Raw genomic sequence first — 23992 nt, 5'->3', positions numbered from 1 at the left:
TACAATTACAATTATGTTATTAGGTGGTGAATCCGTGATACATTCTAAAACGTATAATGCAGCACAGAAAGAAACAATACATGGTACTGTCGTTATTGAAGGCCCTATTTCTTCTGAGGAAATTGCCAGGCTACAATTCCATGAGGATTTAGTAGCTTTTCGTGCGCCATCTCAGCAGCATCAAGCAATTATTGAAATTGCCAAGTTACCTGAAGGAAGAATAATTATTGTGCGAGATCAAGAAACGATTGTAGGTTATTGTACATACTTGCATCCAGATCCTTTGGAAAGATGGTCGCACGGGAATATGGAAAATTTGATAGAGTTAGGGGCTATTGAGGTAATACCAAAATTCCGGGGCACTGGAGTAGGAAAAACACTCCTCCGTGTATCGATGATGGATGATGCAATGGAAGATTATATTACGATTACGACAGAATATTACTGGCACTGGGATTTAAAAGGCACTGGTTTAAATGTTTGGGAATACAGAAAAGTCATGGAGAAAATGATGCAAGCAGGTGGACTGGAATATTTTGCAACAGACGATCCTGAAATTAGCTCCCACCCAGCCAATTGTTTAATGGCTAAGATTGGTAGTAGAATTGATACTGAATCCATCCAGCAATTTGACCAATTACGTTTTATGAATCGTTTTATGTATTAATCATTTACTAACTTTCTAACAAAAGGAGTTCCTGCACATGCTAGTTGAACAAATTATGAATACTTCCGTACCGAGTTTAACACCAGAGCATACGATTAATGATGCATTACAATTACTCAAAGAGAAGAAAATACGTCATTTACCAATTATTAATGATAAACGACAAGTACTTGGAGTCGTAACCGATCGGGACTTAAAAGAAGCAACTCCGTCTACACTACAAAATGTATCGGACCCAGAAATATATAATAGAACATTAGAAGAAATTATGACCAAAAACCCGATAACGGGTCATCCTTTGGATTTCGTAGAGGAAACGGCAAGTATATTTTATGATAATCGAATTGGTTGTTTACCAATCGTATCACATGGAAAACTTGTAGGAATGATTACCGAGTCCGATTTACTCTATAAATTTATCGAACTTACAGGTGTTCATCAACCAGGATCTCAAATTGAAATCCGAGTTCCTAACAAGCCTGGTGTTCTTTTCGGCGTTTCTAAAGTTTTTCACGATCAAAAAGTAAATGTGTTAAGTGTATTAGTTTATCCTGATAAAGATAAAAGTGATTATAAAATCTTAGTACTCCGAGTAAAGACTATAAACCCACTTGTACTTATTGAAGCTATTCGTGCAGAGGGTTACGAAGTATTATGGCCAAATCATCCGGGACTAGGGCTATGAAAAATGCTGTATTTGTCTTTTCCGAGGACCAGTTAGGCTACAAGTTTTCGGATACTCATCCATTCAATCAAAAAAGACTCACGTTAACGGTTGATCTACTAAAAGAAGTAAATGCTTTATCTTTAACAGAAATTGTCCCTCCTAGAATGGCTACAGACGAGGAACTGCTTCTCGTTCATGATGCAAACTACATTGAGATAGTAAAAGAAGCAAGCAAGGAAAACGCAGACAGTACTAAATATGAAAGCTATGGTATTGGCACAGAGGATACCCCTATTTTTCCGGAAATGCATGAAGCAAGTGCAACTCTAGTCGGAGGTACTTTGACCGCAGTTGACTATGTGATGGAAGGGAGATCTTCCCATGCAGTGAATTTAGGTGGCGGTCTTCATCATGGTTTCAGAGGACGTGCATCTGGTTTTTGTGTATACAATGATAGTTCTGTTGCGATAAAGTATATGCAAGAAAAGTATAATGCACGTGTTCTTTACATAGATACAGATGCTCATCACGGAGATGGAGTCCAATGGAGTTTTTACGACGATCCAAATGTTTGTACCATTTCGATTCATGAAACAGGAAGATATCTATTCCCTGGGACTGGGAGTATCACGGAAAGAGGTTCCGGAGAAGGTTATGGTACCTCCTTTAATTTCCCTATTGATGCTTTTACAGAGGATGAATCCTTTTTAGATATTTATCGGACAAGTTTTCGAGAAATTGTAGAGGCATTTAAGCCGGATGTTATTCTTAGTCAGAATGGTGCTGATGCTCATTATTTTGATCCTCTTACCCATCTATATGGAACGATGAAAATTTATCAAGAGATTCCGAAGCTCGCACATGAGCTTGCACATGAATTTTGCGATGGTAAATGGATTGCAGTTGGTGGTGGTGGATACGATATATGGAGGGTAGTGCCTCGTGCATGGTCCTACGTATGGATGGAGATGAATGACTTTCAATTTCCAAAGGGTAAGCTCCCAGAGAATTGGTTAGATAGATGGTCAAAAGAGTCACCAGTCCCACTTATACCTACTTGGTTAGATCCTGAACCATTATATGAACCTATTCCACGTAAAATAGAAATTACAGAAAAGAATAAACAAATGCTCGACAAAGCACTTTACCAGTTGAGAAATCAGCAAGCATTTAAAAAACACCAGTAGCAAAATAGCTACTGATGTTTTAGTATTTAGTACCTAACAAAATAATTGAAAAAACTTATCTATTAACTAATAGCATGAGAAAAAGCGGATAAAAAGACGCCCGGACCTTTAATGTTACAACCTGTTTCAATCGTTTCTGAAGGACTTTGGACAGCCGTTTTGCTATATTATTACCGAGTGAATTTTTTAGTGATATTGGTTGTGATATCCGTCACAACCAATATCACTTTTTTCGGTAATCTTATGGCGTTTGCCTATCCGTCGCCCTCTTACAACTCTTAGAAACAGGTTAGTGCTTTATTGAATAACTATAGAAACGCTACTTTCCTATTCATAGTGGAGATGACAGTCTAAGTACGCGACATCGTGGTGCTCCTGGCAAAGCTCGTTGCAAAATAAAAAAACATTTCGCAACGACTGCCTGACCCGCATCGTGCGGACCTCAAAGATGCGATTTCGTTCGCTATTTCACTTCTTTATTTAGTGAACACTTACTATTTTTCTTTATATCCACTAGTATCAAAGAAAATCTACTCTCTTCTTCCTTCATTAAAGAATAGTATTCTTTATTTAACAAAAAGTTTTTACTATATTTACTTTGAATACTATTATCATCTAAGTCATAGGCTATGCCATCTTATACTTGAGTACTGCTAATTATATTGATTACAGTGGAAAGCGCCCGCCTAAAGCGGAAATCAGCTGTCCTATCACTTAATTAAAGTCCCACGAACCCAGAGTTCACGGTACATTTTTATATACCTATCTTGTAAAGTTTTTACAACTTAATTTAGTGTGGTTACAATTCTCCACTCACTGTTGAAACGCATCAGTCACTTTTTTATCTTTCTGTAAAACGTTTATGTTATGTTCTTTAAAAAATAATTTTTATTAATTCAACTGTTATATTGACTAAAAAAATAGTAAGTAAGCACAGTAGAAATAAAGGGTCATGACTACTGTCACGACCCTGCTTACTGTAAATGAAATAAAATACTTTTTGATATTGCGCTTTTTTACTTAACTGATTTTCTTTCTTCAATCCAATGTGGAAGAATAACATTGTCTTCTTCAATATTCTCTTTGTTCATATGCTTAGTCAACAACCTCATAGAAACTGCACCAATATCATACAAAGGTAGAACTACACTCGTTAGTTGAGGTCTTACCATTCTTGTTAATTTTGAGTTTTCAAAGCTTATCACTTCGATATCATCTGGTACACTTAAACCATTATCTTGTGCTCCATGGATTAAGCCAATAGCGATTTCATCATTCCCAGCAAAAAAAGCTGTTGGAGGATCCTTAAGCTCTCGTAACTGGTCCCATGCAACAAGGCCATCGTCGTATGTATTATTAACTCCAACAATTAAATCCGTGTCAATTTCGACACCTGCCTCATTTAACGCTTTTTCATAACCTGATAAGTTGTATAATCTAGTAATTGTGCTATCAATAGATCCAGATACAAATGCAATCCGGGTATGACCATTTTTGATAAGACGATTAACTGCATCTACTGCTGCTTCATGATATTCAATATTTACCGAAGGAAACGAGTTAGATGTTTCCACTGTCCCTGCTAGTACAATAGGAACGGTTGCCCTTTTCATTTCATGCAACATTTCAGGGGAAATTTCATCACTCATCATAACAATCCCATCAACTTGCTTACTCAGTAATGTGGATAGTAATTGTACTTCTTTATCTTCTTGCTGATCTGAGTTTGTTAAAATGATGTTGTAACGATACATTGTTGCAATATCTTCTATTCCACGAACAAGCTCTGCATAAAATACATTCGAAATATCTGGAATGATAACGCCGACCGTTTTTGTTTTTTTACTAGCTAATCCCCTTGCAACAGCATTAGGTCGATAATCCAGTCGTTCAATTACCGCCAAAACTTTTTGACGTGTAGCTGGCTTCACATTCTGGTTTCCATTTACAACACGTGAAACGGTTGCCATTGATACGTTTGCCTCTCTTGCAACATCATAAATTGTAATAGTCAACATTTATCCCTCCTTCACTTTTTACATATAAATAATACATATATATAAATAATACTTGATAACCAACCTAACTTTCAATCAAATAGTAAAACCGACTCTAAAATAAGAGTCGGTTTTGTGAATTTTTTCACTAACTAGGCATGAATCTCATGATTTTTCAAGAACTTTTGTACAGAATCATAAAACTCATCAAATTGTTGTAAGTTCATTTGTTGTGCAGCATCCGATAAAGCTACCGCTGGATCTGGATGTACTTCTGCCATTACTCCATCTGCTCCAATTGCAATTGCAGCTTTTGCAGCAGGTAAAAGAATATCACGACGACCAGTTGAATGCGTTACATCCACAAATACAGGTAAATGTGTTTCTTGTTTTAAAATTGGTACCGCTGAAATGTCTAATGTGTTTCGAGTTGCACGCTCATACGTACGAATACCGCGTTCACATAGGATAATTTGGTCATTACCTTGAGACATAATATATTCAGCCGCATGGATGAATTCATCTAATGTAGCAGCCATTCCTCTTTTTAAAAGGACTGGTTTATTGATAGATCCTACTGCTTTTAATAATTCAAAGTTTTGCATGTTACGAGCCCCAATTTGTACTACATCAATATAATCTAGTGCTTCATCTAAATGACTTGGCGTTACAATCTCAGATACCGTAGACAAACCAAATTCTTGTGAAATTTTCTTTAATATTTTTAAACCTTCTAATCCTAATCCTTGGAAATCGTAAGGAGATGTACGTGGTTTATATGCTCCACCACGGATTAGTTTTAAGCCTTTAGATTGGATAGCTGCTGCCACCTCTGCAACTTGCGTATAGGATTCAACTGAACAAGGACCAAATACAAATGATGGTGTTCCTGTTCCAATTTGTTCGCCATTAATATTGACGATTGTGTCTTCTGGTTTTCTTTTACGAGAAACAAGAAGTGCTTTCTTTTGATCGTCCACTTGTAATTCCAAAGCAGTTTTGAAAATTTCTTTAAAGATATGCTCAACCGTTGATTGTGGAAGTGGTCCAGCGTTATTTTCTTTCAGGTGGTCTAACATATGTCTTTCACGTAGAGGATCATATCTATTAACACCTTGCTTTTCTTTTACTTTACCAATCTCTTGAATAACACCAGTTCTTTCGTTTATTAACTGTAAAATCTCAACGTTAATCTCATCAACACGTGCGCGTAAAGCGTCTAAATCTACATGACTCATAGATAATTCTCCTCTCTTCTCTCCATCGGTACTTTATAACGACTGAAAATTGTGATACATTTTTAGATATAAGACATATTATAATCAATGCATGAGAAAATGTCACGCATTTTATTTTAGCGATTCAACTCGCTAAAGTATTTGTCTAAAAAAGGACGTGGGAAATTGACATCTAAATTATTTGCATTAGATATTGGGACAAGATCTGTAGTTGGTATTATTTTAGAAGAACATGGGGAATCTTTTCATGTAGTTGATATATTAGTAGAAGAACATAAAGAGCGCGCAATGGTCGACGGACAAATACATAATGTACTAAAAGTGGCAGAGATAATTCAGTCCGTCAAAGAAAAACTAGAAGAAAAGTACGGGACTCTTGAAAAAGTAAGCGTGGCTGCGGCTGGAAGAGCGTTAAAAACAGAGCAAGCCGAAGTAAAAATGGACATTAAGAATAGACCTATTTTTTCAGAAGATGATATGAATCGACTTGAATTATCAGCTGTTCAAAAAGCACAAAGTAATCTAATTCAAAATGATACAGACAAACATACCAATCATTATTATTGTGTTGGGTACAGTGTTGTCTATTATCGATTAGATGGGGAAGAAATAGGGAGTTTAGTTGATCAGCAAGGTAACGAAGCATCTATAGAGGTTATCGCTACTTTTCTACCACGTGTCGTAGTAGAATCACTTCTTTCTGCGTTAAAACGGGCAAACTTAGAAATGGAAGCATTGACGCTAGAACCAATTGCTGCGATTAATGTGTTGATCCCCCCTTCGATGCGAAGATTGAACGTAGCACTAGTCGATATTGGTGCTGGAACTTCCGATATTGCTATTACAGATTTAGGAACAGTAGTCGCATACGGTATGGTTGCAACGGCTGGTGATGAAATTACAGAAGCTTTGAGTGATCATTACTTATTAGACTTCCCATTAGCTGAAGAAGCAAAAAGAATGATTAATACCGAAGATTTCATACAGATTCAAGATATTTTAGGCTTCGAGCAAGATATCCCAAAAGAAGAAGTTATTGAATCGCTCAAGCCTGCAATAGAGGTTTTAGCTAGCTCCATCTCAGACGAAATTCTTCGACTGAATAATAACAAACCTACGAAGGCGGTTATGCTAGTTGGCGGAGGAAGTTTGACACCAAACCTGCCTAGTATTTTAGCTGAAAAACTAAATTTACCTTCCAACCGCGTAGCCGTTCGCGGTATAGATGCCATTCAGCATTTAACAAAAGCAGAGCATATACCAATTACTCCTGAATTGGTAACTCCTATCGGTATTGCTATTGCTGCAAAACGAGCACCAATTCAATATATGTCTGTGCAAGTGAACAATCAAATAATTCGTTTGTTTGAACTAAAGGAAATGACCATTGCGGATGCCTTTTTAGCTGCTAATATTTCTGCTCGTAAACTCTATGGGAAACCCGGAGCTGCTTTAACCGTACATGTGAATGGGCAAATCATCCATATCCCAGGAGAGCATGGAAAACCAGCTGTTATCCAGCTAAATGGTTTAGATGCTAATACAAAAACATCTATTCAAAACAAGGATAAAATTGAACTTTTAGAGGGCATTGACGGTAAAGAAGGATTTGCCACGGTGCGAGATCTACTGGACGATGCTACTATTAAATCTATTACATTCCAAGGGGTTATGTATATAGTAGAACCGGTAATTAAAATAAATGGACAAAAGGTATCTTTAGATACTGTGTTGCAAGAGAATGACAAAATTACAGTAGAGACTCCGCAAACAGTCGAACAAGTTTTGCATGCTATCCATAAAGAAAATTATTTAACGCAGCTTCAGCCTTATACAGTTACTATAAATAATAAAAACCATTTTATCCCGACATTTTCATCAAGATTATTACTGAATGGAAATCCAGTAAAACTATCCTATTCTGTTCAAGAGAATGATATTATACAACTGGAAACTGTCAGTTCACCAACGTTGGAAAAACTCGCAAATCAGCTGGAAAAGAAAATAGTAGATCAAATAATAATTAAGTTCCAAAACAAAACGGTGGAGCTTTCAAGAGAATGTGCAATTGTTCATAAAGGTACCGTCCAATTATCCTCTACTGATGCTATTCCTAACGAATCAAACATTCAGTGGCAAGATGTAAATAATTCTCCTTGGATTTTTCAAGACGTTTTTCGTTTTACTGAATGGAATATGCCTGAACAAGCTGGTTCCTTCCGGATTTTAAAAAACGGAGTAGCTTCTCGTTTCGATGAAGAAATATTCGGTGGAGATCAATTGGAAATTATATTTGGATAAATTAAACACACAAGAAAAAACGGACAAAAAGATGCCCGGTCCTTTAAGATCAAAACCTGTTTCTATCATTTCCGAAGGGCTTTGGACAGACATTTTACTATATGATTACCGAGGGAATTTTTAGGGATATTGGTTGTGACTGAAGTCACAACCAATATCCCTTTTTTTCGGTAATCTTATGGCGTTTTGACATGAACCCAAAAGCAGTGTTTATTAGGAACGAAGGTCAAGAAATCTACAGCATGTGTCGACGATTCGTAACCAGCACTGTACTGGTCCGCGAGGAGGCTCGGCCTCGCTCAGCTAGAACGCGTCCACCTGTTTCTGCATCGCTACGCTAGCTTCGAAACATGAAAGTGCGTTGTAACGGAAATCACTAGCATTATTCATTCCTTAAAGTATCATGAGCCTTGTGTTCACGGGAGATTTTTATACTTAATCTTTTAAAAAAAGCCCAAATTCAGTTTGGGCACTTTTATCGATTATTAACTATATTTGTTTTAACAGAGAAAATCTTATCTTCTGATTGAATCATCAATTTTTGATACTTCAAATATTCTTTCTCCAAGTTCATTAAAATTACCTTTTTCAAGGATATACTCTTCGTTGGAGTTTTTTAAAACGATATCAAAGTTTCGAAGATAAGGATGCATGAATAATTCATATTGAATTCTACGCTCTTCATGAGATTTTCTTAAATAATTTATGTCTGTTCCCCTTTCAGAAACATCACGTAAACTTCTTCTCATTAGCTCAGTTTCTCCCTCTGTATATAAGTAAACCTTTAGATCATACAAATCGGGATCTGTAAATGCAACGCTCATACCTTCTACAATATTTATTTTGTTTTGCGAAGAAATCAGCATGCTCTTTGTATAACTCGTACCTATTGTATAAAAATCCAAACCATCTCTCATCATATGAATATCTCTCTCTAAAGCTAATATATTATGTGCAGCATGATGACAGGCTGTCATTTTATCGTGATGAAGTTGGTTCTTATATTCATAATCGATAAAAGCGTACTTCCTAAGAGAAGAGCCTATAATATATGGGTCCGTATTGACATAATTCACAATGTCATGTCCTAGAATCTTCAAAAGATTATTAGCAAACGTTGTCTTTCCAGATGCACCATGACCCGAGATCCCAATAATTATTCTATTATCCTTCCTGCTAATCAAATTGATTATTTCATGTAATATTTTATCCATATTTCACCTCTACTTGCTCCGCAAAATTGATGCTCATAGCTACATTTCTAAAAATATTATCTATGTTTTTAATAAAACTCCTTCAACTTCCTAGCATAGTAAGTAAGAAAACGTTGTATTAAAATATCTATCTGGTCTATGTCCCAAAGTTACCAAACAATATCATACCAATAGCGAAAATAGTTAAGACTAACAAAGCTAACATACCAAGAGAGGAAATAAGTAAAGCAATTGTTTTTAAACGCCCTTTCACACTAAAAAGAGCAGTGAAAAATGATCCCAATAGTAATACTATTAACAACCATAAGTCCAAGGATTCAGGTAAGGGATTCAATACTTGCGGGATAAAAAAAGCTAAAACGATAAATATAATGATCAACACCAATGAAATCGAGCCTAAATATCTCTTCATCAAATCAGCCTCACTTTCATTCAAACTTACTCTTTACGTTAATCGAATATAGTTTCTTTTTCAGGGTTCCGTAAAAATTCGAAGAGAGTTAAAATTTGTGACTCTGTATTCCTATTAGTGGAAAGCTGTGGTAAATTATGTTCCGAAAAAAAGTTAATATTATTCGTTTCAATACCAATTGCTGGTTTTCCTCCGATAATTTCACATAATATAAATAACTTATAATAATGATATGCTTCTGGAGGATGTGGGTGTTTGTTTTTATCCAATAAGGCAACTAGTCTAATTGGCATTACCTCGAACCCAGATTCCTCTTGTATTTCCTTCACTACATTTTCAGAAGGTGATAATCCTATATCACAAAATCCTCCTGGCAAAGCCCATTTATCATCTATATTTTCTTTTACCATTAAGATCTGATTATCTTTAAAAACCACACCGCGGACATCAACTTTCGGAGTTTGATAACCGGTTTCATTTGCAAATAAATCTCTAACTTTATCCATATCGAGTTCTGTATGTTCTGCTATAATTTCTATACTTATATTACGTAATTCTTCATAACGTTCGATATCATAAATATCTTTTGAAAAAGCCAGTCCAGACTGAGACAGAGCCTGAATTCTTTTTGCCCATTCCAACCATTGGTTACTCATTAGACACCCACTTTGAAGGAACTTTTAAATTCTTTTACACTTTTTATGATTAAATTTGGTTGTTCGCTAAATGTAGATGTTTGGTATTCCGGTAACCACTGTACACCAATTGTATAGACATTAGCTTGCACCCCTGCAATCACATCTGCATCACTATCTCCTATATAAATTGCATCTGAATTATTTACTCCTAATAAAGATAAAGCTTTTAGAAGACCCTCTGAATTAGGCTTGGGATTTAGCACATCATCACCAGTTATAATAACGTCAAATAATTCATCCATCTTTAATGCTTTTAAAGAAATATCTAAGCTTCTTTTTGCCTTTCCAGTAAAAATCCCTATTTTTATAGATTGCTCTTTCAAGGACTTCAATAATTCTAGAATTTCAGAATTACTTTCTACTAAACTTTTATGATGTTCAGAATATTTTTCGTAATAATATTCTATAGCATCCTCCTTATTAGGATTGGACAGGTTATTTCTAATAATACCTGTTTCAGAAGGACCAAACATATCCTTTATGTCTTCTGAACTAAGATCCTTATGATCAAATTCTTTAAATACATTTTGAAAAGCATAAAAACAAATGGGCAATGTATTAGCCAATGTCCCATCAAAATCAAATATAAAAGCTCTCATCATCAGTCTCCTATCATTATAAAAGGATTCATGATTTTTCTTGATCCTTATAAACAAATCTTACCATATTATTATTAAATTCTCTTTTATTATTAGAATACTTTGTGAAATATAAAGAGTACCTCTCTAATAGAAATGCGTATTTGTACTTTTATAATTTTTTTCTTCTAAACGTTTACTTCCCAGTTAAAAATATTAATCGCAGTAGTTCTTTACTTTTTATTTCTATATGCAACTAATGATGTTTTTAAAGCAGCGTAATTTCCTATAGCTGCATTGCCATAAAACCAACCCATGAAAATGCCCGCTACTAAGTTATAACGATGGCTAATGAAGATAGAAATTATTAGACCTACTAGTAATGCAACAAGGGGAACAAATTTGTTAGGTATTTTAAAGTATATTTTTAGTAATTGAGTTAGGATCATAATTAAAGGTATAGCTATGAGAGCATCCCAAAAATTGGTATGAATTATTGGAAAATTCATATCGTATTTCACCTCTTAAATAGCGTGCCCGATTAATAAAAGTTTAATCTTTTAACAAATTAACTTCCAATGTAGCTTTCATAAATGATAATTCCTACTTGACGCTTTCTTTTCAATACATAATTCCACATTTTGAAGAAATTTGCTTTGTTTAAACAAATAAAAAAAGCACTGCATAAAGCAATGCTCTTTTGTATTTTGTGTTTTTAAAAGTTTACTTTTTTTCTTCAGCTACAACCGCTTCTTTAATAGCCTCTGCGATTGCTGTTGCGTTTTCTTCTTGCTCTGTTAATTCTTCTGTTGTATGAGAGATAGTTTCCATAAATTCCATTGGCTCTTCTCCCTCAGATGATGCTGTACCGTCATCCAGTGGTGAAGAAGCACTTGGCTTAATAGCTTTTACTTTTTCAACAAATTGACCAGATTGCTCTTGAATTTGCTTAGAAAGCTGTGTTGTTTTTTCTTTTGCAGTAGATGAAAAGTCCATTGTTTTTTCTTTAAGCTGACCGGCCTGAGTGGAAAGATTTCCACGAAGCTCTGTACCAGTTTTTGGCGCTAATAATAATGCAGTCGTTGCCCCAATAATTCCCCCGATTAAAACACCGATGATAAAATCCTTACCATTTACTTCCTCGTCACGATAAATATCATCTCTTGAATCATTGTTGTAGTATGGAACTGGTGGATAATTCGAATGTCCTTGCTGATTATAAGATGGTTGGTTTGCATAATATTCATGATTATAAGTTGCTTCACTGTAGTTAGGTTTAGTTTGTTTTTGATTTGTCATGTAAATCCCTCCGATTATAGTGGTTTATGGTTGTCGTTATCGTTATCGTAAGTATAATACCCAGCACGTTCTAAAGCTTTACGCTCTCTCCATTTGTCGCGAACTCCTAGGAAAACGTTACTCCATTGTACAACCTGGGCAATTTTTTCTTCATTCTTTTCCACTTCTGAGGTTACAGAAGTTGTTAAGCGTTGGATAGAATGATTAAATCCATTTACAGAAGTCCCCACATTTTTAACTGCATCGACTACCGTATTTAACTTCTCAGATTTAGCTTGAATATCTTCTGCTAAATCGTTTGTTTTATGAAGTAGTTCAGCAGTTTCTTTTGTCATGTTTTGTAAATTTGTTTCTAACCCATCTAATGTGTCTGCTACATTATTAAGCGTCTTCTTAACTGAAAATAATGTCATTGCTAAACTAATACAAAGTATTAGAAATGCAACAGCGGCTATAATAGCAGCTATGTATAAAAGATTTTCCATTTTACATCCTCCTAAAACTCATATGTCTTAATACAATTTTACCCTAATCAAATCAAATTAAACTTCCTACCTATACTATACTACGTTTCTTTTAAATTTCCTTCAAAAAAAAAGCTTAATCCAAATAGATTAAGCTTTTTTATTAGCTATTAAGTTTTGCTTCAAAAGCTTGTTGATACTTTTGAACGTCCCCTGCTCCCATAAATAAGAAAACAGAATGTTCTTTTGTCTGTAATTCCCCTACATTTTCTTCAGTTAAAATATGGCTTCCTTCGATAATATCTCCAAGAGTTGCTATAGTTAAATTCCCTGCATTCTCTCTTGCAGATCCAAAAATATCACATAAATAGACTCTATCTGCCAAACTCAAAGCCTCACTGAATTCTTGTAAAAACTTTTGAGTTCTTGTAAAAGTATGTGGTTGGAAAATCGCAATAATTTGATGAGTCGGATACTTTTGTCTAGCCGATTGAATAGTTGCTTTTATTTCCGTGGGATGATGAGCATAATCATCAATGATAATATCATTATTTACTATAGTCTCCGTAAACCTTCTTTTAACCCCTTCAAAAGTCTCTAATCCTTTTTGAATAGTATCTGCTGGGACACCTTCATAATGACATAGAGAAATAACTGAAAGAGCATTTAGAATAGTATGGTCACCAAACAATGGAATAGAGAAGCGATCATACAATTCGTTGCGTACAAATACATCAAAAGATGTACCTTTTGGTGTAATTTCAATATTGCGTGCAGCAAAATCATTATGTTCCCCAAAACCGTAGTATACGACAGGAACTTCCGATTTAATCTGTTGCAAGTATTTGTCATCTCCACAAGCAAAGATGCCTTTTTTCACTTGCATTGCCATTGACTGAAATGCTTGGAATACATCATCAATATCTTGGAAATAATCTGGATGATCAAAATCAACATTTGTCATGATTGCATAATCCGGATTGTACGCTAGAAAATGACGGCGATATTCGCAAGCCTCAAACACAAAGTTAGAAGCATTTAGCATACCTTTTCCGGTGCCATCCCCTATTAAATAGGATGTGGGCTGGTATCCACTTAAAACATGAGATAACAAACCAGTAGTCGATGTTTTGCCATGAGCCCCAGTAATTGCTATAGAGGTAAACTGGCTCATGTAATTCCCTAAGAAGTCATGATATCGAATTACCTCTAAGCCAAGTTCTTTAGCTTTAACTAGCTCAGGATGACTATCTGGAAACGCATTTCCTGCAATAATAGTCCAACCCTCTTTAATATTCGATTCATCAAATAGTAATATGTTTATATTTCGCTCATGTAATGGCTTTTCAGTAAAAAAATATTTTTCAATATCAGAGCCTTGTACTTCATAACCAGTATCATGCAAAATTTGCGCTAATGGACTCATTCCAGACCCTTTAATGCCTGTAAAATGGTACTTTGTCATACGTAGAAACCTCCTGGGATTCGCCCCACTTATATACATTAAATATTTCATGCGCCTATTTAGACGTATTTATAATTATATCACTTTTCTTGTAAAACTTTAATAAAGTGAAACTTCAATCAGTGGTTTTTTTCTTTATCCCACTGATTGATGGTACTCAGGAAAAAAACACCGCGTCCTGCGGCAATGCCTGAGTGATTAACGTTTTGTTAGCCCGTAGCTCGCAGAATGCGAGTTACATAACCGAAGCCACACGATGTGGCGCTTATCGTCTAGTTCTACGTCGAGCTTTACGGGCAGTTGATCTCCCACTTTCGCTTTGTTGATTGGGACATACACTGAATCGGGAATCGTACGAAGTACAGGACGTACTAGTGCCGATGTTGCCACAGGAAGTGGCGACTTTAATCGACCTTGCCTATTAAAGCGTGATAAACAATTTTAACTAAATATTTCATCTAGCGTATCGCTCGTTAATAGTACATCTCTTGCCTTACTTCCCTTTTGCTCCGTAATATATCCATTTTCATACATGGCATCTATTAAACGAGCTGCTCGATTATATCCTAGATGGAATTTACGTTGTAATAACGAAGTGGATGCAGTGCCTTGCTCTACGATAAAACGGCAAGCCTCTTCAAATAAATCATCCTGCTCAGAAGTAATTTCTTTTTGGAGAAGCTCCTCTTGCTCAAACATATAATCTGGATTACCTTGACTTCTAGCATATTCAATAACACTTTCAATTTCATCATCTGAGACATACGTACCTTGGATACGTACAGGACTAGACATACCATTCCCTTGATAAAGCATATCTCCTTTTCCTAGCAAACGTTCCGCGCCCTGCTGATCTAAAATGGTACGCGAATCAATTTGTGAGGATACAGAAAATGCAATTCGTGTAGGGATATTAGCTTTGATCAGACCAGTAATTACGTCTACTGAAGGACGCTGTGTAGCTAATACTAAATGTATGCCACATGCTCTTGCTTTTTGTGCGATTCGGCATATAGCGTCCTCTACTTCTGTAGGCGCCATCATCATTAAGTCAGCAAGCTCATCAATTACAATGACAATATAAGGCAGTTTTTGCGCAAACTGCCGCTTTTCTGTAGCAAGCGTATTATACCTAGTAATATCTCGCACACCAATATGTGCAAACAATTGATAGCGTCGTTCCATTTCCTCCACTGCCCATTTCAATGCAGCAGTTGCGGCTTTTACATCCGTAATGACTGGACTGACAAGATGGGGAATATGATTAAATGGTGCAAGCTCAACCATTTTTGGATCGATTAGTAATAATTTTACTTCATCAGGCGTCGCTTTATACAACAGACTTACTAATAATGAGTTAATAAATACAGATTTCCCAGATCCAGTCGCTCCCGCAATTAGTCCATGCGGCATTTTACGCAAATCCAATGTCACTGGTTTGCCTGTAAGATCCAATCCTAAGGCCGCCTCTAGCGGGGATTCTGAGTGTAAAAATGTATCTGTATTTATTACTTCAGATAAGCGCACTGCACGAGATTTTCTGTTTGGTATCTCAATTCCTATTGAGCTCTTTCCTGGAATAGGTGCTTGAATTCGAATATCCTTTGCTGCTAATGCAAGCTTTAGGTCATCCGCTAGGTTACGTATTTTACTTACTTTAGTCCCCTGACCAACTGTAATTTCAAATTGGGTGACGGCTGGTCCCTGTACCATTTGAACAATTTCACCCGTAACTTGAAAATGAGATAGCGTATCTACTAACGTGAATGCCTGTTCCTCCATCCATTCTTTATCCTCCACATTCATTTCGGGCGGAAGTAAATGACTAAAAGATGGTCTTACATAATTTGTTTGGATTTCTTCTTGCTCTTCCACTACTATTGGCTCTATTTCTTGCTTATTCACTTGAACCTGCTCAATCATTTGTTTTTGTTCCTGTTGAATTGATGGCGCTGTTGTAGTGACCGCTTTCTTTGCAACAGGGGATATTTTGTTCATAGTATCTATTCTATTCATTTTACTTTTATCTGATTTCAACATTAGTACATTAAAAGGTCTAATGTTTTCTTTCACAGGTTTTTCTGTTTCTAGGATCTCCATATTTTGAACTGGTTCAATTGTTTCTTGTACTTGCGTTACAGCTACCTCTGCTTGTACAACTTCTACTAACTCAGTTACTTGTAAATCATCCTGAACTACTTCAACCTCTTGTGCATCTTCCACTTCATTATGAACTGGTTCAATTGTATCTTGTGCTTGCGTTACAGCTACCTCTGCTTGTACAACTTCTACAAGCTCAGTTAGTTGTAGGTCATCCTGTACTACTTCAACCTCTCGAACTTCTTCTACTTCATTTCCCTGGACAAATTGTTCAACTTCACTTGCTTGAATTACATGGCTTACTTCTTCCACCACTTCTTGTACTGGACTAATTGGTTCCGGATTAAATAGTACCTCTGAACTTACCGTATCCGTTTTTTGTTCTTTTTCTACTAAAATCTCTTTTTCTTTTACTTTATTATCTATTGTTGTTTTGGAATATCCATAAATCGGAGAAGGCACTTCTGTAGGTGTGAATGCTCTTTTCTTTCGATTTATAACGGGAGTATCTACTACTTTTTTTTCCTCTACTATTTTCTTCTCTGCCCGATGTATTACAGTAGGTTGCGCTCTTTGCTGCCATAAGTTTTGTGTATGTAATGGTTTATATTCGGGCTCCTTGAAATAAGGTTCTTCTTTATATGTTTCAACTATTTTTTCTTCCTTTGGATATCCATATAATGTCTCATTTTTCTCTTCATCTGATATTAACGGGAAACGAAAAGGAGTTTTCTTCGCTTTAGAATGTACTATTTGTTGCTGCTCTTTGTATTCCTCTTCATATTCTTTTTCTTCTGATGCAAATAGTTTTTTTAACCAATTCAAATTCATCACTCTTTCTAAAAGATACCTCTTATTCTACCAATAATAATAGGTTTCGTCTGTATTTATGAGGTAGAATGGGAAAAAAATCATGTGTTTTACAATTTTACCTATCCCGAAAATGCCACTTATGTATTGGGAGGTCGAAATTAATGGATAAATATTCCGATTCGCAAGTAAAATAACATATGAACATCATTAACCAACATTGAAATTCATGTATCGTCTTAATTAGATAAGTGGAGTGTTACTAACTATTCCAATTTAGGATAACCGAACCAAGAGACCCAGTGCTTTAAGTTCAAAACCTGTTTAGTTTCCGAAGTGCTTTGGACAGACTTGCAATATTATTACCGATTGTTTTTTTGAGAGGCAGGTGGTGACTGAGTCACGACCAGCCTCTCTTTTGGCGTTTGTCTGGCAGACACCTCCCTCAGGTCATTTCTTATGTATTTCTTCTACTAGTCAAAAAGTATACGACATAAAATTAACTGGTATCTATCATATAGAGTGGCGTTAGAGCGACCGAAATTATATCTTCGGGCGCTTGTTCTATAAATAGGAAGGTTTTTTTACTAGTTTTCCAGAAACGTCTTATTTCTTGCATAATGGATAATTTAACTATTTTTTTGCTAATTCACAGACTAAATGTGTAGAATCGTATTACTAATCGTTTGTTCTCTAGTCACGAGGGAGACTGCAAAGCATAGTGCCTTTAAATGACCCTGCATATTCATCGTGTTTTTCATAAAGGCTACTTTAATTAATAATAACTACTCACTTAAATGATTGGATCGCAAGGCGGTAACTCCAGAGAGATTAGCGTTAGGTGAAGACCTGCAGCGAAATAGGCTGTGGGAACGACTACGGTAAGCGTCCGCCTGAAGGGGAAATCATAGAGGTCATTATATGTACTGTTTTGTTCATTAACGAAAAAAGCACACCTATAAGGCATGCTTTTCATTCATTAAACTAAAAATTCACTTCCAACTTCTTTTTGCTCGTCTAAAATAAGAATTCCTTTTACTTCTGGAGCGTTTGGAATCGCCAATTCTCTTGCAGAGCATAGCATACCACTCGATGCAACACCTCTAAGTTCAGCGTCTTTAATAACCATTCCTGAAGGCATTACTGCACCTACTTTAGCTACTACTACTTTTTGTCCTGCTTCTACGTTAGGTGCACCACATACGATTTGCAACGTAGATTCCCCAACGTTTACTTGGCATACTTTTAATTTATCGGCATTTGGGTGCTGTTCTAACGAGTCCACATGGCCGACTACAAACTTAGGAGATAGATCCACTTCTAAGGTAAAAGAAACGTCATTTTTCGTTAAAATTTGTTGTACAGCTTCTACTATTTCAGCAGTTAAAGGAACATTACCTTGTACATCCAGTTCTTTATATTTACTGAATTCAAAAATGTTGATAGCCAACACTTCGTTTGTTTGTGCATCTTTTACTTGCGTAACATCGCCATTTGTTTCCGTTATAACTTTTTGTTTTTTTTCAGGTGTTAATTGGATTAATAATACATCTCCAACTCCAGGTTTGTTGTAAAAAATATTCATTTGTCTTCGTTCTCCTTTGATACTCGATTTTTCGCCATGATAAATATTGGTTCTAAATCTCCATTGTCATAGATGAAAGATAATGAAGTAATCGGTACGATTCCTACGGTGAAGAAATGCATCGTCATTTGCGCTAGAACGTCGTAACCTGTTTCATTTCTTATATCACCAATTATCATAACATCTTGATGGGGTACAGAAATAGTCATATCTCCGGTAATTTTCTTTTTCATCTCTTTTAATAGCGATTCGTTTAGTATACGACTTGCATCGTATCCATCGTTATTATTAAAGAAATAAAAAATATTGCCTGCTACCTCATCTGTTTTAAAGTGATTTTCTAAATTTCTTACTTGGAAGAGTGCTCGTTCACGTACTTCTGTCTCTCTTATTTTCCAATCCGCCAACATTTTTTCATCTAGTAAACGGTAAGTGCTACCTAGATCAACTGCATAGTAAATACGAGTCTCTGCTGTATGATCCTTCGTGATAAAACGATTACCCTCATTAGAATTAAGTGGAAAAGAAGTGGAACGAATAACTGGATATACCGAAAATGATGGATCTATTTCACCAGCCATCTCTTTTTCCATAGCTTTAAATGTTTCGTGTATCGTATACACTACCTCATTAATCGCCGCTTCTTTTTTCGTTTCATATTTAGCTAAAATTGGAGGAACTGAAATCTCAATTCCTTTTCCTGTTGCTTTATGAGTCAATCTGAGCTTATTTGTTTCTCTATTATAATCATACGTATATAGATCTTCGGAAAGCTTTGTTTTTAAGAGTCTTACTAGTTCAAGTGCTTTCATCTTTTATCTTTTCCTTTCATAAAACAAAACGGTCCACTAGGTGAACCGTTTTGATGGATTAAATCGATTGAAGAAATGATTCAATTTCTTCCCTAGTTTTACGATCCTTACTAACAAATCGACCTTTTTCTTCGCCATTTTCAAATGCTAGGAAACTAGGAATACCAAATATATCAAGCTCGATACATAAATCGATAAACTGATCACGGTCTACAGATATAAAAGTGATATCCGTAAATTTTTCTTCTACCTCACCCATAAATGGATCGATAAAATGACAATCTGGACACCAGCCGGCTGTGAATTTAAACACGACTTTTCCTTGCTGCTTTAACTGTTCGAATTGTTCTATTGAAGCTAGGTTTTCCATATGTATCACTCCTCTAGTTTGTTGAAATTGACCTCACAATTAGCATCATGTCCTCTAAGTTATTGGCAATATTTTGTTGCTCTGAAATAGTTGTTAATTTAATACCACCAATACTCGTTATAAGCTCATACTTTTCTTTACTGTTTTCAATAATTGCAGCAAATCCAAATCGACCATTTTGCTCAAATGTTTTTTCATCTAATACTTCTAGATTACTATCTGACGTCATTAAATCATAGTATAGTTGACTGCTCTGTAATTCATTTGGATTAATAAAGAGAATATATGAATCATTTCCTTTTGAAAGAATAATATTCGTCGTATCCGATTCTTCCTCTATTGAAAAACCACTAGGTATAAATATATTCATATCATTCACTTTTTCATTTGGTTTTTCTGCATCGTCTTGAAACACTACTTTTGCATTCTCAAGCCCATCTAGAGACTGTTCTTCCAGAGAAGAACATCCAGCTAATAAAATGACAGCTAGTGACGCGATCAAGAATCGCATCCATTTTCGAGCCATTCCCTTTCCTCCATTCAGTGCATAACTGGTATATATTTTAACGATGATTTTCTACAGTTGCAACTACTTGGGCTTATTGGCAAATTCAAATTGCCCTATCAATAAAAGCATTATATGCTCAAACATAGTACTTCTATTAACAAGTCCATTTGAAAATACACCAATTGCACCTTCATCATGTCGAATATCGTTCTTATTAGTATAGACGTCCATTACAGGCCCAAGTTCCGCACCGCCTAGTAATTGTTCTGCTAATTCCTTAGGCAGTGGAACTCCAGCTCCAGTAGCCGTAAAAACATCTCCCTTTTGTGTCACCAGGGCACCCCAATTACAAATGTACATCTGGCCATCTATTTCTTGAACTCCACCTTCTAAACCTATTCCAAACAGAGCATCTGTATCTTCCATAAGATGCTTGGCTCGGTTAATAGCACCTTGCCTTGTCTCTTCCTGACTCAATGGTTGATCGGAAACTAGGGATGGAACTTCTATATTCTCAAATTTAGCATTTGGATAATAAATACTTGAAATCGCTTGAACCGCTTTTGTTTTAGCTCTATTATGTGTACCTATTAATATTTTCATACATTAATCCCCCTTTCTAGATAAAAAGATGCCCCGGGAGGCATCTTTTAAAATTGTCGAAGTTAAATTATATTTTCTGTTGAAAATTTGTTCATTTATACATTCGCTTTAATTGTCTCCAAAGTTGTACGATCGCATGACTTAACTAGTTTTACAATAAGCTCTTTCGCTGCAGCATAATCATCTGTATGAATAATAGAAGCTGACGTATGGATATATCGTGAGCAAATACCGATTACTGCACTTGGGATACCTTCATTCGATGTATGAACACGTCCAGCGTCTGTTCCGCCCTGTGAGATGAAATACTGATATGGAATTTTATGTGTTTCTGCCGTATCTAAAACGAATTCACGCATACCACGGTGCGTCACCATTGTACGATCGAAAATTCGTAGTAATGCCCCTTTTCCTAGTTGTCCAAACTCATTTTTGTTACCAGAAGCATCATTTGCAGGACTTGCATCTAGGGCAAAGAATAAGTCAGGATTAATCATGTTCGCAGATGCCTGTGCACCTCTAAGACCAACTTCTTCCATAACATTCGCACCAGAATAAAGCATATTCGGCAATTGCTCATTTTGTACTTCTTTTAAAAGCTCAATTGCTAAACCACAGCCATAACGATTGTCCCAAGCCTTTGCCATAATTTTTTTATCATTTGCCATTGGTGTAAATGAACAAACCGGTAAGATTTGATCTCCTGGTTTAATACCCATTCGTAGAGCATCCTCTTTATCATCTGCTCCAACATCAATTAGCATATTTTTTATATCCATCGGTTTGTTTCGTAGCTCGTCGCTTAACAAGTGTGGAGGAATAGAACCGATTACTCCAGGAATTGTTTGATCTTTAGTGACAACGTCTACTCTTTGCGCAAGTAAAACCTGGCTCCACCAACCGCCCAATGGTTGAAAACGAATCATTCCATTATCGGTGATTCCAGAAACCATAAATCCAACTTCATCCATATGACCTGCAACTAAAATTTTTGGACCATTTTCGTCCCCTTTTTTAAGCCCAAATATTCCACCTAAATTATCCTGAACAATTTCATCTGAATATTTAGTCAGTTCATTGCGCATAAAGGCACGAACAGCATACTCATTTCCAGGGGCTCCTGGTAGTTCTGTCAACGTTTTAAATAGTGAGCGCGTCTCTTCATTCATATAAAAAAGCCTCCTAAAGCTATGTAGAAAATTATCTTCACATTCTATTGTAATAAAAGATCGGTTCGTTTACTACATTAAAACTTCGTGAACCGAAAAATTTAATCGAAACGAGGATGTATGATACACTAAAAAAAATGAGATAGGGAGGAATACTAATGAAATTAAAGGATTATATGATGGGACTTGGAACTGGAATTGTTATTGGTGTTATTGCCAGCAAAGCTACAAATAAGATGGATTTCAATCGTTCAGCAGAGTTAGTATTAAACGAAATTAAAAATTCTTTTAAACAAGAGGGTCCAATTGATGGATCATGGATATATATGACGCCTGAGAAATTTCAAAAAGAAGCCATTAGTATGAATGTGTATAAAGGTGGAATTTCTCGAGTAAAAAACGGTGAACTTGAGCAATTTGAGTTTGCAGCAGATGCAAAAACAGGATCCGTCGTCGATTTGGTGAAGATTTAAGCTCTGGAAAGAATGGTTGGTCATGATTTCTATTATGATTAGCCATTTTCTTATCTTTCAATCGTCACGATTAAAATATCCTTACCATTTATCTCATTAGAAAAACTCTCACTGATTAAATCTTTATCTCTAAGACTATTTACTTGCTTTGACCCTCCAATTACTTGCTTTCCTCTATAATTTACTTTTGCTCATTGTTTGTTTACTTGCTCTCAAATGTGATTTACTTGCTGAGCGGTAAATTTATCCATTACTTTTAATAAATCCGTAAAACTTTGGATGAAATTGGATAATTATTCACAAAAATAAAAAACGAGCGATGACTAAATGTCACTGCTCGTTTTTTATTCATCGACTTCTCTCAACTAAATCCATTATTTCTTTTCCATCCTCGGACCATTTGATCATTCGATAGAAGGCATCATGGTAGAAGCTGAACCAGTAATTTTGTTGAAGTGCTTGTTTGACCCATTTTTCTTTCGCATATACAGATGTCATTGGATAATCGTCATACGCAAGAACCCAAAGCGGATTTTGGTGCGCATGGGTAGGCATAAGATCTGCCATATGTATTACAGTATCCTCCGCTTGCTTGAATACAACAATACTATGTCCGTCACTGTGTCCTCCGGTATGAATCATTTCGATTCCATCTACTACCTCAAGAGAATTTGTAAACGGAATTACCTGACTTTCAATTGCCTCCCAATTTTCTTTCCAGTATGTATTTTTGGAGCGAATATTGGGATTTTTCATCTCATGCCATTCAACATCGGATACATATATTTTGGCATTTGGAAAAGTGGATACAATTTGGTTTCCTTCCCATTTTGTCAGACCACAGGCGTGATCGAAATGGAGATGAGTCATAATGACAATATGGATGTCCTCTAGTAATAAGCCTAATTCTACAAGATTATCTTCCACTTGTGATTGATCGGAAACCCCATAGTTTCGTAATTGTTTCTCGGTCATTTTTCGATAACCAAGGCCTGATTCCATTAAAATATTTTGCCCCTTATATTGGATCAGTAACGGATCCGATGGTAGTTCAATCTGGTTTTTCTCATTAACAGGATATTTCTTTTCCCATAATGGCTTTGGGACAACTCCAAACATGGCACCCCCGTCCATAAAAGTTGTTCCTCCCTTTAACCATGTGAATGACATTTCATGAAATTTAAATGTGTCCATTCTCCGAAGTCCCCTTTCAAATATGCCCCAGCATATTTGCGTCCAGATTTTTATCGAGTTCGCTCGATAAATTCCTCTAAAAATCTGTGACATCCGCCGGAGGCTTTAACTTTGTTTAGCAGTGGTCTTGTGGACCCCTACTTATTTGCATACATTCTTCACACAGATTCGTTGCAAAAAA

The 23992-nt window shown here is 35.9% G+C and carries 23 protein-coding genes; 5 read left to right on the top strand and 18 right to left on the bottom strand.

The window, feature by feature from the left end:
• Positions 1-34 precede the first annotated feature (34 nt).
• From MKY37_RS17895 to MKY37_RS17885, 3 genes are read left to right on the top strand one after another with little or no spacing between them, the layout of a single operon-like run.
• On the top strand, positions 35-667 hold the full coding sequence (locus MKY37_RS17895; RefSeq protein ID WP_340779062.1) for a GNAT family N-acetyltransferase: 633 nt from the start codon (positions 35-37) through the stop codon (positions 665-667).
• Positions 668-704: 37 nt separating this feature from the next.
• A complete protein-coding gene (locus MKY37_RS17890) occupies positions 705-1352 on the top strand; it encodes an acetoin utilization AcuB family protein (RefSeq protein ID WP_340779061.1) in 648 nt (215 codons plus the stop codon).
• Positions 1349-2521, top strand: coding sequence for an acetoin utilization protein AcuC (locus tag MKY37_RS17885; protein ID WP_340779972.1), 1173 nt, complete (start codon positions 1349-1351; stop codon positions 2519-2521). The genes MKY37_RS17890 and MKY37_RS17885 overlap by 4 nt, the downstream gene beginning before the upstream one ends.
• A 1016-nt stretch (positions 2522-3537) precedes the next feature.
• Here the strand turns inward: MKY37_RS17885 and ccpA are convergent.
• Positions 3538-4536 (bottom strand): catabolite control protein A, encoded by a 999-nt coding sequence (gene ccpA, locus MKY37_RS17880; RefSeq protein WP_340779060.1) that lies wholly within the window; start codon positions 4534-4536, stop codon positions 3538-3540.
• Between the two features lie 134 nt (positions 4537-4670).
• Positions 4671-5756, bottom strand: a complete 1086-nt coding sequence (locus MKY37_RS17875; RefSeq protein ID WP_340779059.1) for a bifunctional 3-deoxy-7-phosphoheptulonate synthase/chorismate mutase — start codon at positions 5754-5756, stop codon at positions 4671-4673.
• Positions 5757-5921: 165 nt separating this feature from the next.
• On the opposite strand from MKY37_RS17875, the gene MKY37_RS17870 reads away from it, so the two are divergent.
• Positions 5922-8057 (top strand): cell division protein FtsA, encoded by a 2136-nt coding sequence (locus MKY37_RS17870; protein ID WP_340779057.1) that lies wholly within the window; start codon positions 5922-5924, stop codon positions 8055-8057.
• A 515-nt stretch (positions 8058-8572) separates the two neighbouring features.
• Here the strand turns inward: MKY37_RS17870 and MKY37_RS17865 are convergent.
• The 15 genes from MKY37_RS17865 to MKY37_RS17795 form a co-directional block, all read right to left on the bottom strand.
• Positions 8573-9271: a uridine kinase family protein gene (locus tag MKY37_RS17865; RefSeq protein WP_340779056.1), complete on the bottom strand. Its 699-nt coding sequence runs from the start codon at positions 9269-9271 to the stop codon at positions 8573-8575.
• 136 nt (positions 9272-9407) lie between these two features.
• Positions 9408-9683: a histidine kinase gene (locus tag MKY37_RS17860; RefSeq protein WP_340779055.1), complete on the bottom strand. Its 276-nt coding sequence runs from the start codon at positions 9681-9683 to the stop codon at positions 9408-9410.
• Between the two features lie 38 nt (positions 9684-9721).
• The gene (locus MKY37_RS17855) at positions 9722-10339 is read right to left on the bottom strand and encodes an NUDIX hydrolase (protein ID WP_340779054.1); all 618 of its coding nucleotides are present in this window, start codon (positions 10337-10339) and stop codon (positions 9722-9724) included.
• Positions 10339-10983, bottom strand: coding sequence for an HAD family hydrolase (locus MKY37_RS17850; protein WP_340779053.1), 645 nt, complete (start codon positions 10981-10983; stop codon positions 10339-10341). The genes MKY37_RS17855 and MKY37_RS17850 overlap by 1 nt, the downstream gene beginning before the upstream one ends.
• A 209-nt stretch (positions 10984-11192) precedes the next feature.
• Positions 11193-11468 carry a hypothetical protein gene (locus MKY37_RS17845; protein WP_340779052.1) on the bottom strand — a complete coding sequence of 92 codons (276 nt, stop codon included), beginning with the start codon at positions 11466-11468 and terminating at the stop codon, positions 11193-11195.
• A 214-nt stretch (positions 11469-11682) separates the two neighbouring features.
• The gene (locus tag MKY37_RS17840; protein ID WP_340779049.1) at positions 11683-12258 is read right to left on the bottom strand and encodes a YtxH domain-containing protein; all 576 of its coding nucleotides are present in this window, start codon (positions 12256-12258) and stop codon (positions 11683-11685) included.
• 14 nt (positions 12259-12272) lie between these two features.
• Positions 12273-12743 carry a DUF948 domain-containing protein gene (locus MKY37_RS17835; protein WP_340779048.1) on the bottom strand — a complete coding sequence of 157 codons (471 nt, stop codon included), beginning with the start codon at positions 12741-12743 and terminating at the stop codon, positions 12273-12275.
• Positions 12744-12885: 142 nt separating this feature from the next.
• Positions 12886-14187, bottom strand: coding sequence for a UDP-N-acetylmuramate--L-alanine ligase (gene murC / locus MKY37_RS17830; protein WP_340779047.1), 1302 nt, complete (start codon positions 14185-14187; stop codon positions 12886-12888).
• A 441-nt stretch (positions 14188-14628) separates the two neighbouring features.
• A complete protein-coding gene (locus MKY37_RS17825; protein ID WP_340779045.1) occupies positions 14629-17112 on the bottom strand; it encodes a DNA translocase FtsK in 2484 nt (827 codons plus the stop codon).
• Positions 17113-18076: 964 nt separating this feature from the next.
• On the bottom strand, positions 18077-18682 hold the full coding sequence (ytpR, locus tag MKY37_RS17820) for a YtpR family tRNA-binding protein (RefSeq protein ID WP_340779043.1): 606 nt from the start codon (positions 18680-18682) through the stop codon (positions 18077-18079).
• A complete protein-coding gene (locus MKY37_RS17815; RefSeq protein ID WP_340779042.1) occupies positions 18679-19494 on the bottom strand; it encodes a DUF1444 family protein in 816 nt (271 codons plus the stop codon). The genes ytpR and MKY37_RS17815 overlap by 4 nt, the downstream gene beginning before the upstream one ends.
• 58 nt (positions 19495-19552) lie before the next feature.
• Positions 19553-19864: a thioredoxin family protein gene (locus MKY37_RS17810; protein WP_340779041.1), complete on the bottom strand. Its 312-nt coding sequence runs from the start codon at positions 19862-19864 to the stop codon at positions 19553-19555.
• 13 nt (positions 19865-19877) lie between these two features.
• Complete coding sequence (locus tag MKY37_RS17805) at positions 19878-20390, bottom strand: hypothetical protein (RefSeq protein ID WP_340779039.1); 513 nt, start codon at positions 20388-20390, stop codon at positions 19878-19880.
• Positions 20391-20453: 63 nt separating this feature from the next.
• Positions 20454-20975, bottom strand: a complete 522-nt coding sequence (locus MKY37_RS17800; protein WP_340779038.1) for a DUF84 family protein — start codon at positions 20973-20975, stop codon at positions 20454-20456.
• A gap of 95 nt (positions 20976-21070) precedes the next feature.
• Positions 21071-22144 carry a M42 family metallopeptidase gene (locus tag MKY37_RS17795; RefSeq protein WP_340779036.1) on the bottom strand — a complete coding sequence of 358 codons (1074 nt, stop codon included), beginning with the start codon at positions 22142-22144 and terminating at the stop codon, positions 21071-21073.
• A gap of 158 nt (positions 22145-22302) precedes the next feature.
• Here MKY37_RS17795 and MKY37_RS17790 point away from each other — a divergent pair, with 158 nt between their 5' ends.
• Positions 22303-22617, top strand: coding sequence for a hypothetical protein (locus tag MKY37_RS17790; RefSeq protein WP_340779035.1), 315 nt, complete (start codon positions 22303-22305; stop codon positions 22615-22617).
• Between the two features lie 348 nt (positions 22618-22965).
• Here the strand turns inward: MKY37_RS17790 and MKY37_RS17785 are convergent, their stop codons facing one another.
• Positions 22966-23811 (bottom strand): YtnP family quorum-quenching lactonase, encoded by an 846-nt coding sequence (locus MKY37_RS17785; protein ID WP_340779034.1) that lies wholly within the window; start codon positions 23809-23811, stop codon positions 22966-22968.
• Positions 23812-23992 lie beyond the last annotated feature (181 nt).

The organism is Psychrobacillus sp. FSL K6-2836, from assembly GCF_038003085.1.
In the GTDB taxonomy this organism is placed as follows: domain Bacteria; phylum Bacillota; class Bacilli; order Bacillales_A; family Planococcaceae; genus Psychrobacillus.
The sequence above is the reverse complement of the archived record's forward strand: the minus strand, read 5'-3'. Positions and strand labels throughout refer to the sequence as shown.

Coding starts and splice junctions, on each gene's coding strand:
- MKY37_RS17890 (WP_340779061.1), top strand. CDS start 705: ATGCTAGTTGAACAAATTATGAATACTTCCGTACCGAGTTTAACACCA.
- MKY37_RS17795 (WP_340779036.1), bottom strand. CDS start 22,144: ATGAATGAAGAGACGCGCTCACTATTTAAAACGTTGACAGAACTACCA.
- MKY37_RS17845 (WP_340779052.1), bottom strand. CDS start 11,468: ATGAATTTTCCAATAATTCATACCAATTTTTGGGATGCTCTCATAGCT.
- MKY37_RS17805 (WP_340779039.1), bottom strand. CDS start 20,390: ATGGCTCGAAAATGGATGCGATTCTTGATCGCGTCACTAGCTGTCATT.
- MKY37_RS17850 (WP_340779053.1), bottom strand. CDS start 10,983: ATGATGAGAGCTTTTATATTTGATTTTGATGGGACATTGGCTAATACA.
- murC (WP_340779047.1), bottom strand. CDS start 14,187: ATGACAAAGTACCATTTTACAGGCATTAAAGGGTCTGGAATGAGTCCA.
- MKY37_RS17785 (WP_340779034.1), bottom strand. CDS start 23,811: ATGGACACATTTAAATTTCATGAAATGTCATTCACATGGTTAAAGGGA.
- MKY37_RS17835 (WP_340779048.1), bottom strand. CDS start 12,743: ATGGAAAATCTTTTATACATAGCTGCTATTATAGCCGCTGTTGCATTT.
- MKY37_RS17840 (WP_340779049.1), bottom strand. CDS start 12,258: ATGACAAATCAAAAACAAACTAAACCTAACTACAGTGAAGCAACTTAT.
- MKY37_RS17885 (WP_340779972.1), top strand. CDS start 1,349: ATGAAAAATGCTGTATTTGTCTTTTCCGAGGACCAGTTAGGCTACAAG.
- MKY37_RS17860 (WP_340779055.1), bottom strand. CDS start 9,683: ATGAAGAGATATTTAGGCTCGATTTCATTGGTGTTGATCATTATATTT.
- ytpR (WP_340779043.1), bottom strand. CDS start 18,682: ATGAATATTTTTTACAACAAACCTGGAGTTGGAGATGTATTATTAATC.
- MKY37_RS17875 (WP_340779059.1), bottom strand. CDS start 5,756: ATGAGTCATGTAGATTTAGACGCTTTACGCGCACGTGTTGATGAGATT.
- MKY37_RS17865 (WP_340779056.1), bottom strand. CDS start 9,271: ATGGATAAAATATTACATGAAATAATCAATTTGATTAGCAGGAAGGAT.
- MKY37_RS17800 (WP_340779038.1), bottom strand. CDS start 20,975: ATGAAAATATTAATAGGTACACATAATAGAGCTAAAACAAAAGCGGTT.
- MKY37_RS17810 (WP_340779041.1), bottom strand. CDS start 19,864: ATGGAAAACCTAGCTTCAATAGAACAATTCGAACAGTTAAAGCAGCAA.
- MKY37_RS17815 (WP_340779042.1), bottom strand. CDS start 19,494: ATGAAAGCACTTGAACTAGTAAGACTCTTAAAAACAAAGCTTTCCGAA.
- MKY37_RS17790 (WP_340779035.1), top strand. CDS start 22,303: ATGAAATTAAAGGATTATATGATGGGACTTGGAACTGGAATTGTTATT.
- MKY37_RS17855 (WP_340779054.1), bottom strand. CDS start 10,339: ATGAGTAACCAATGGTTGGAATGGGCAAAAAGAATTCAGGCTCTGTCT.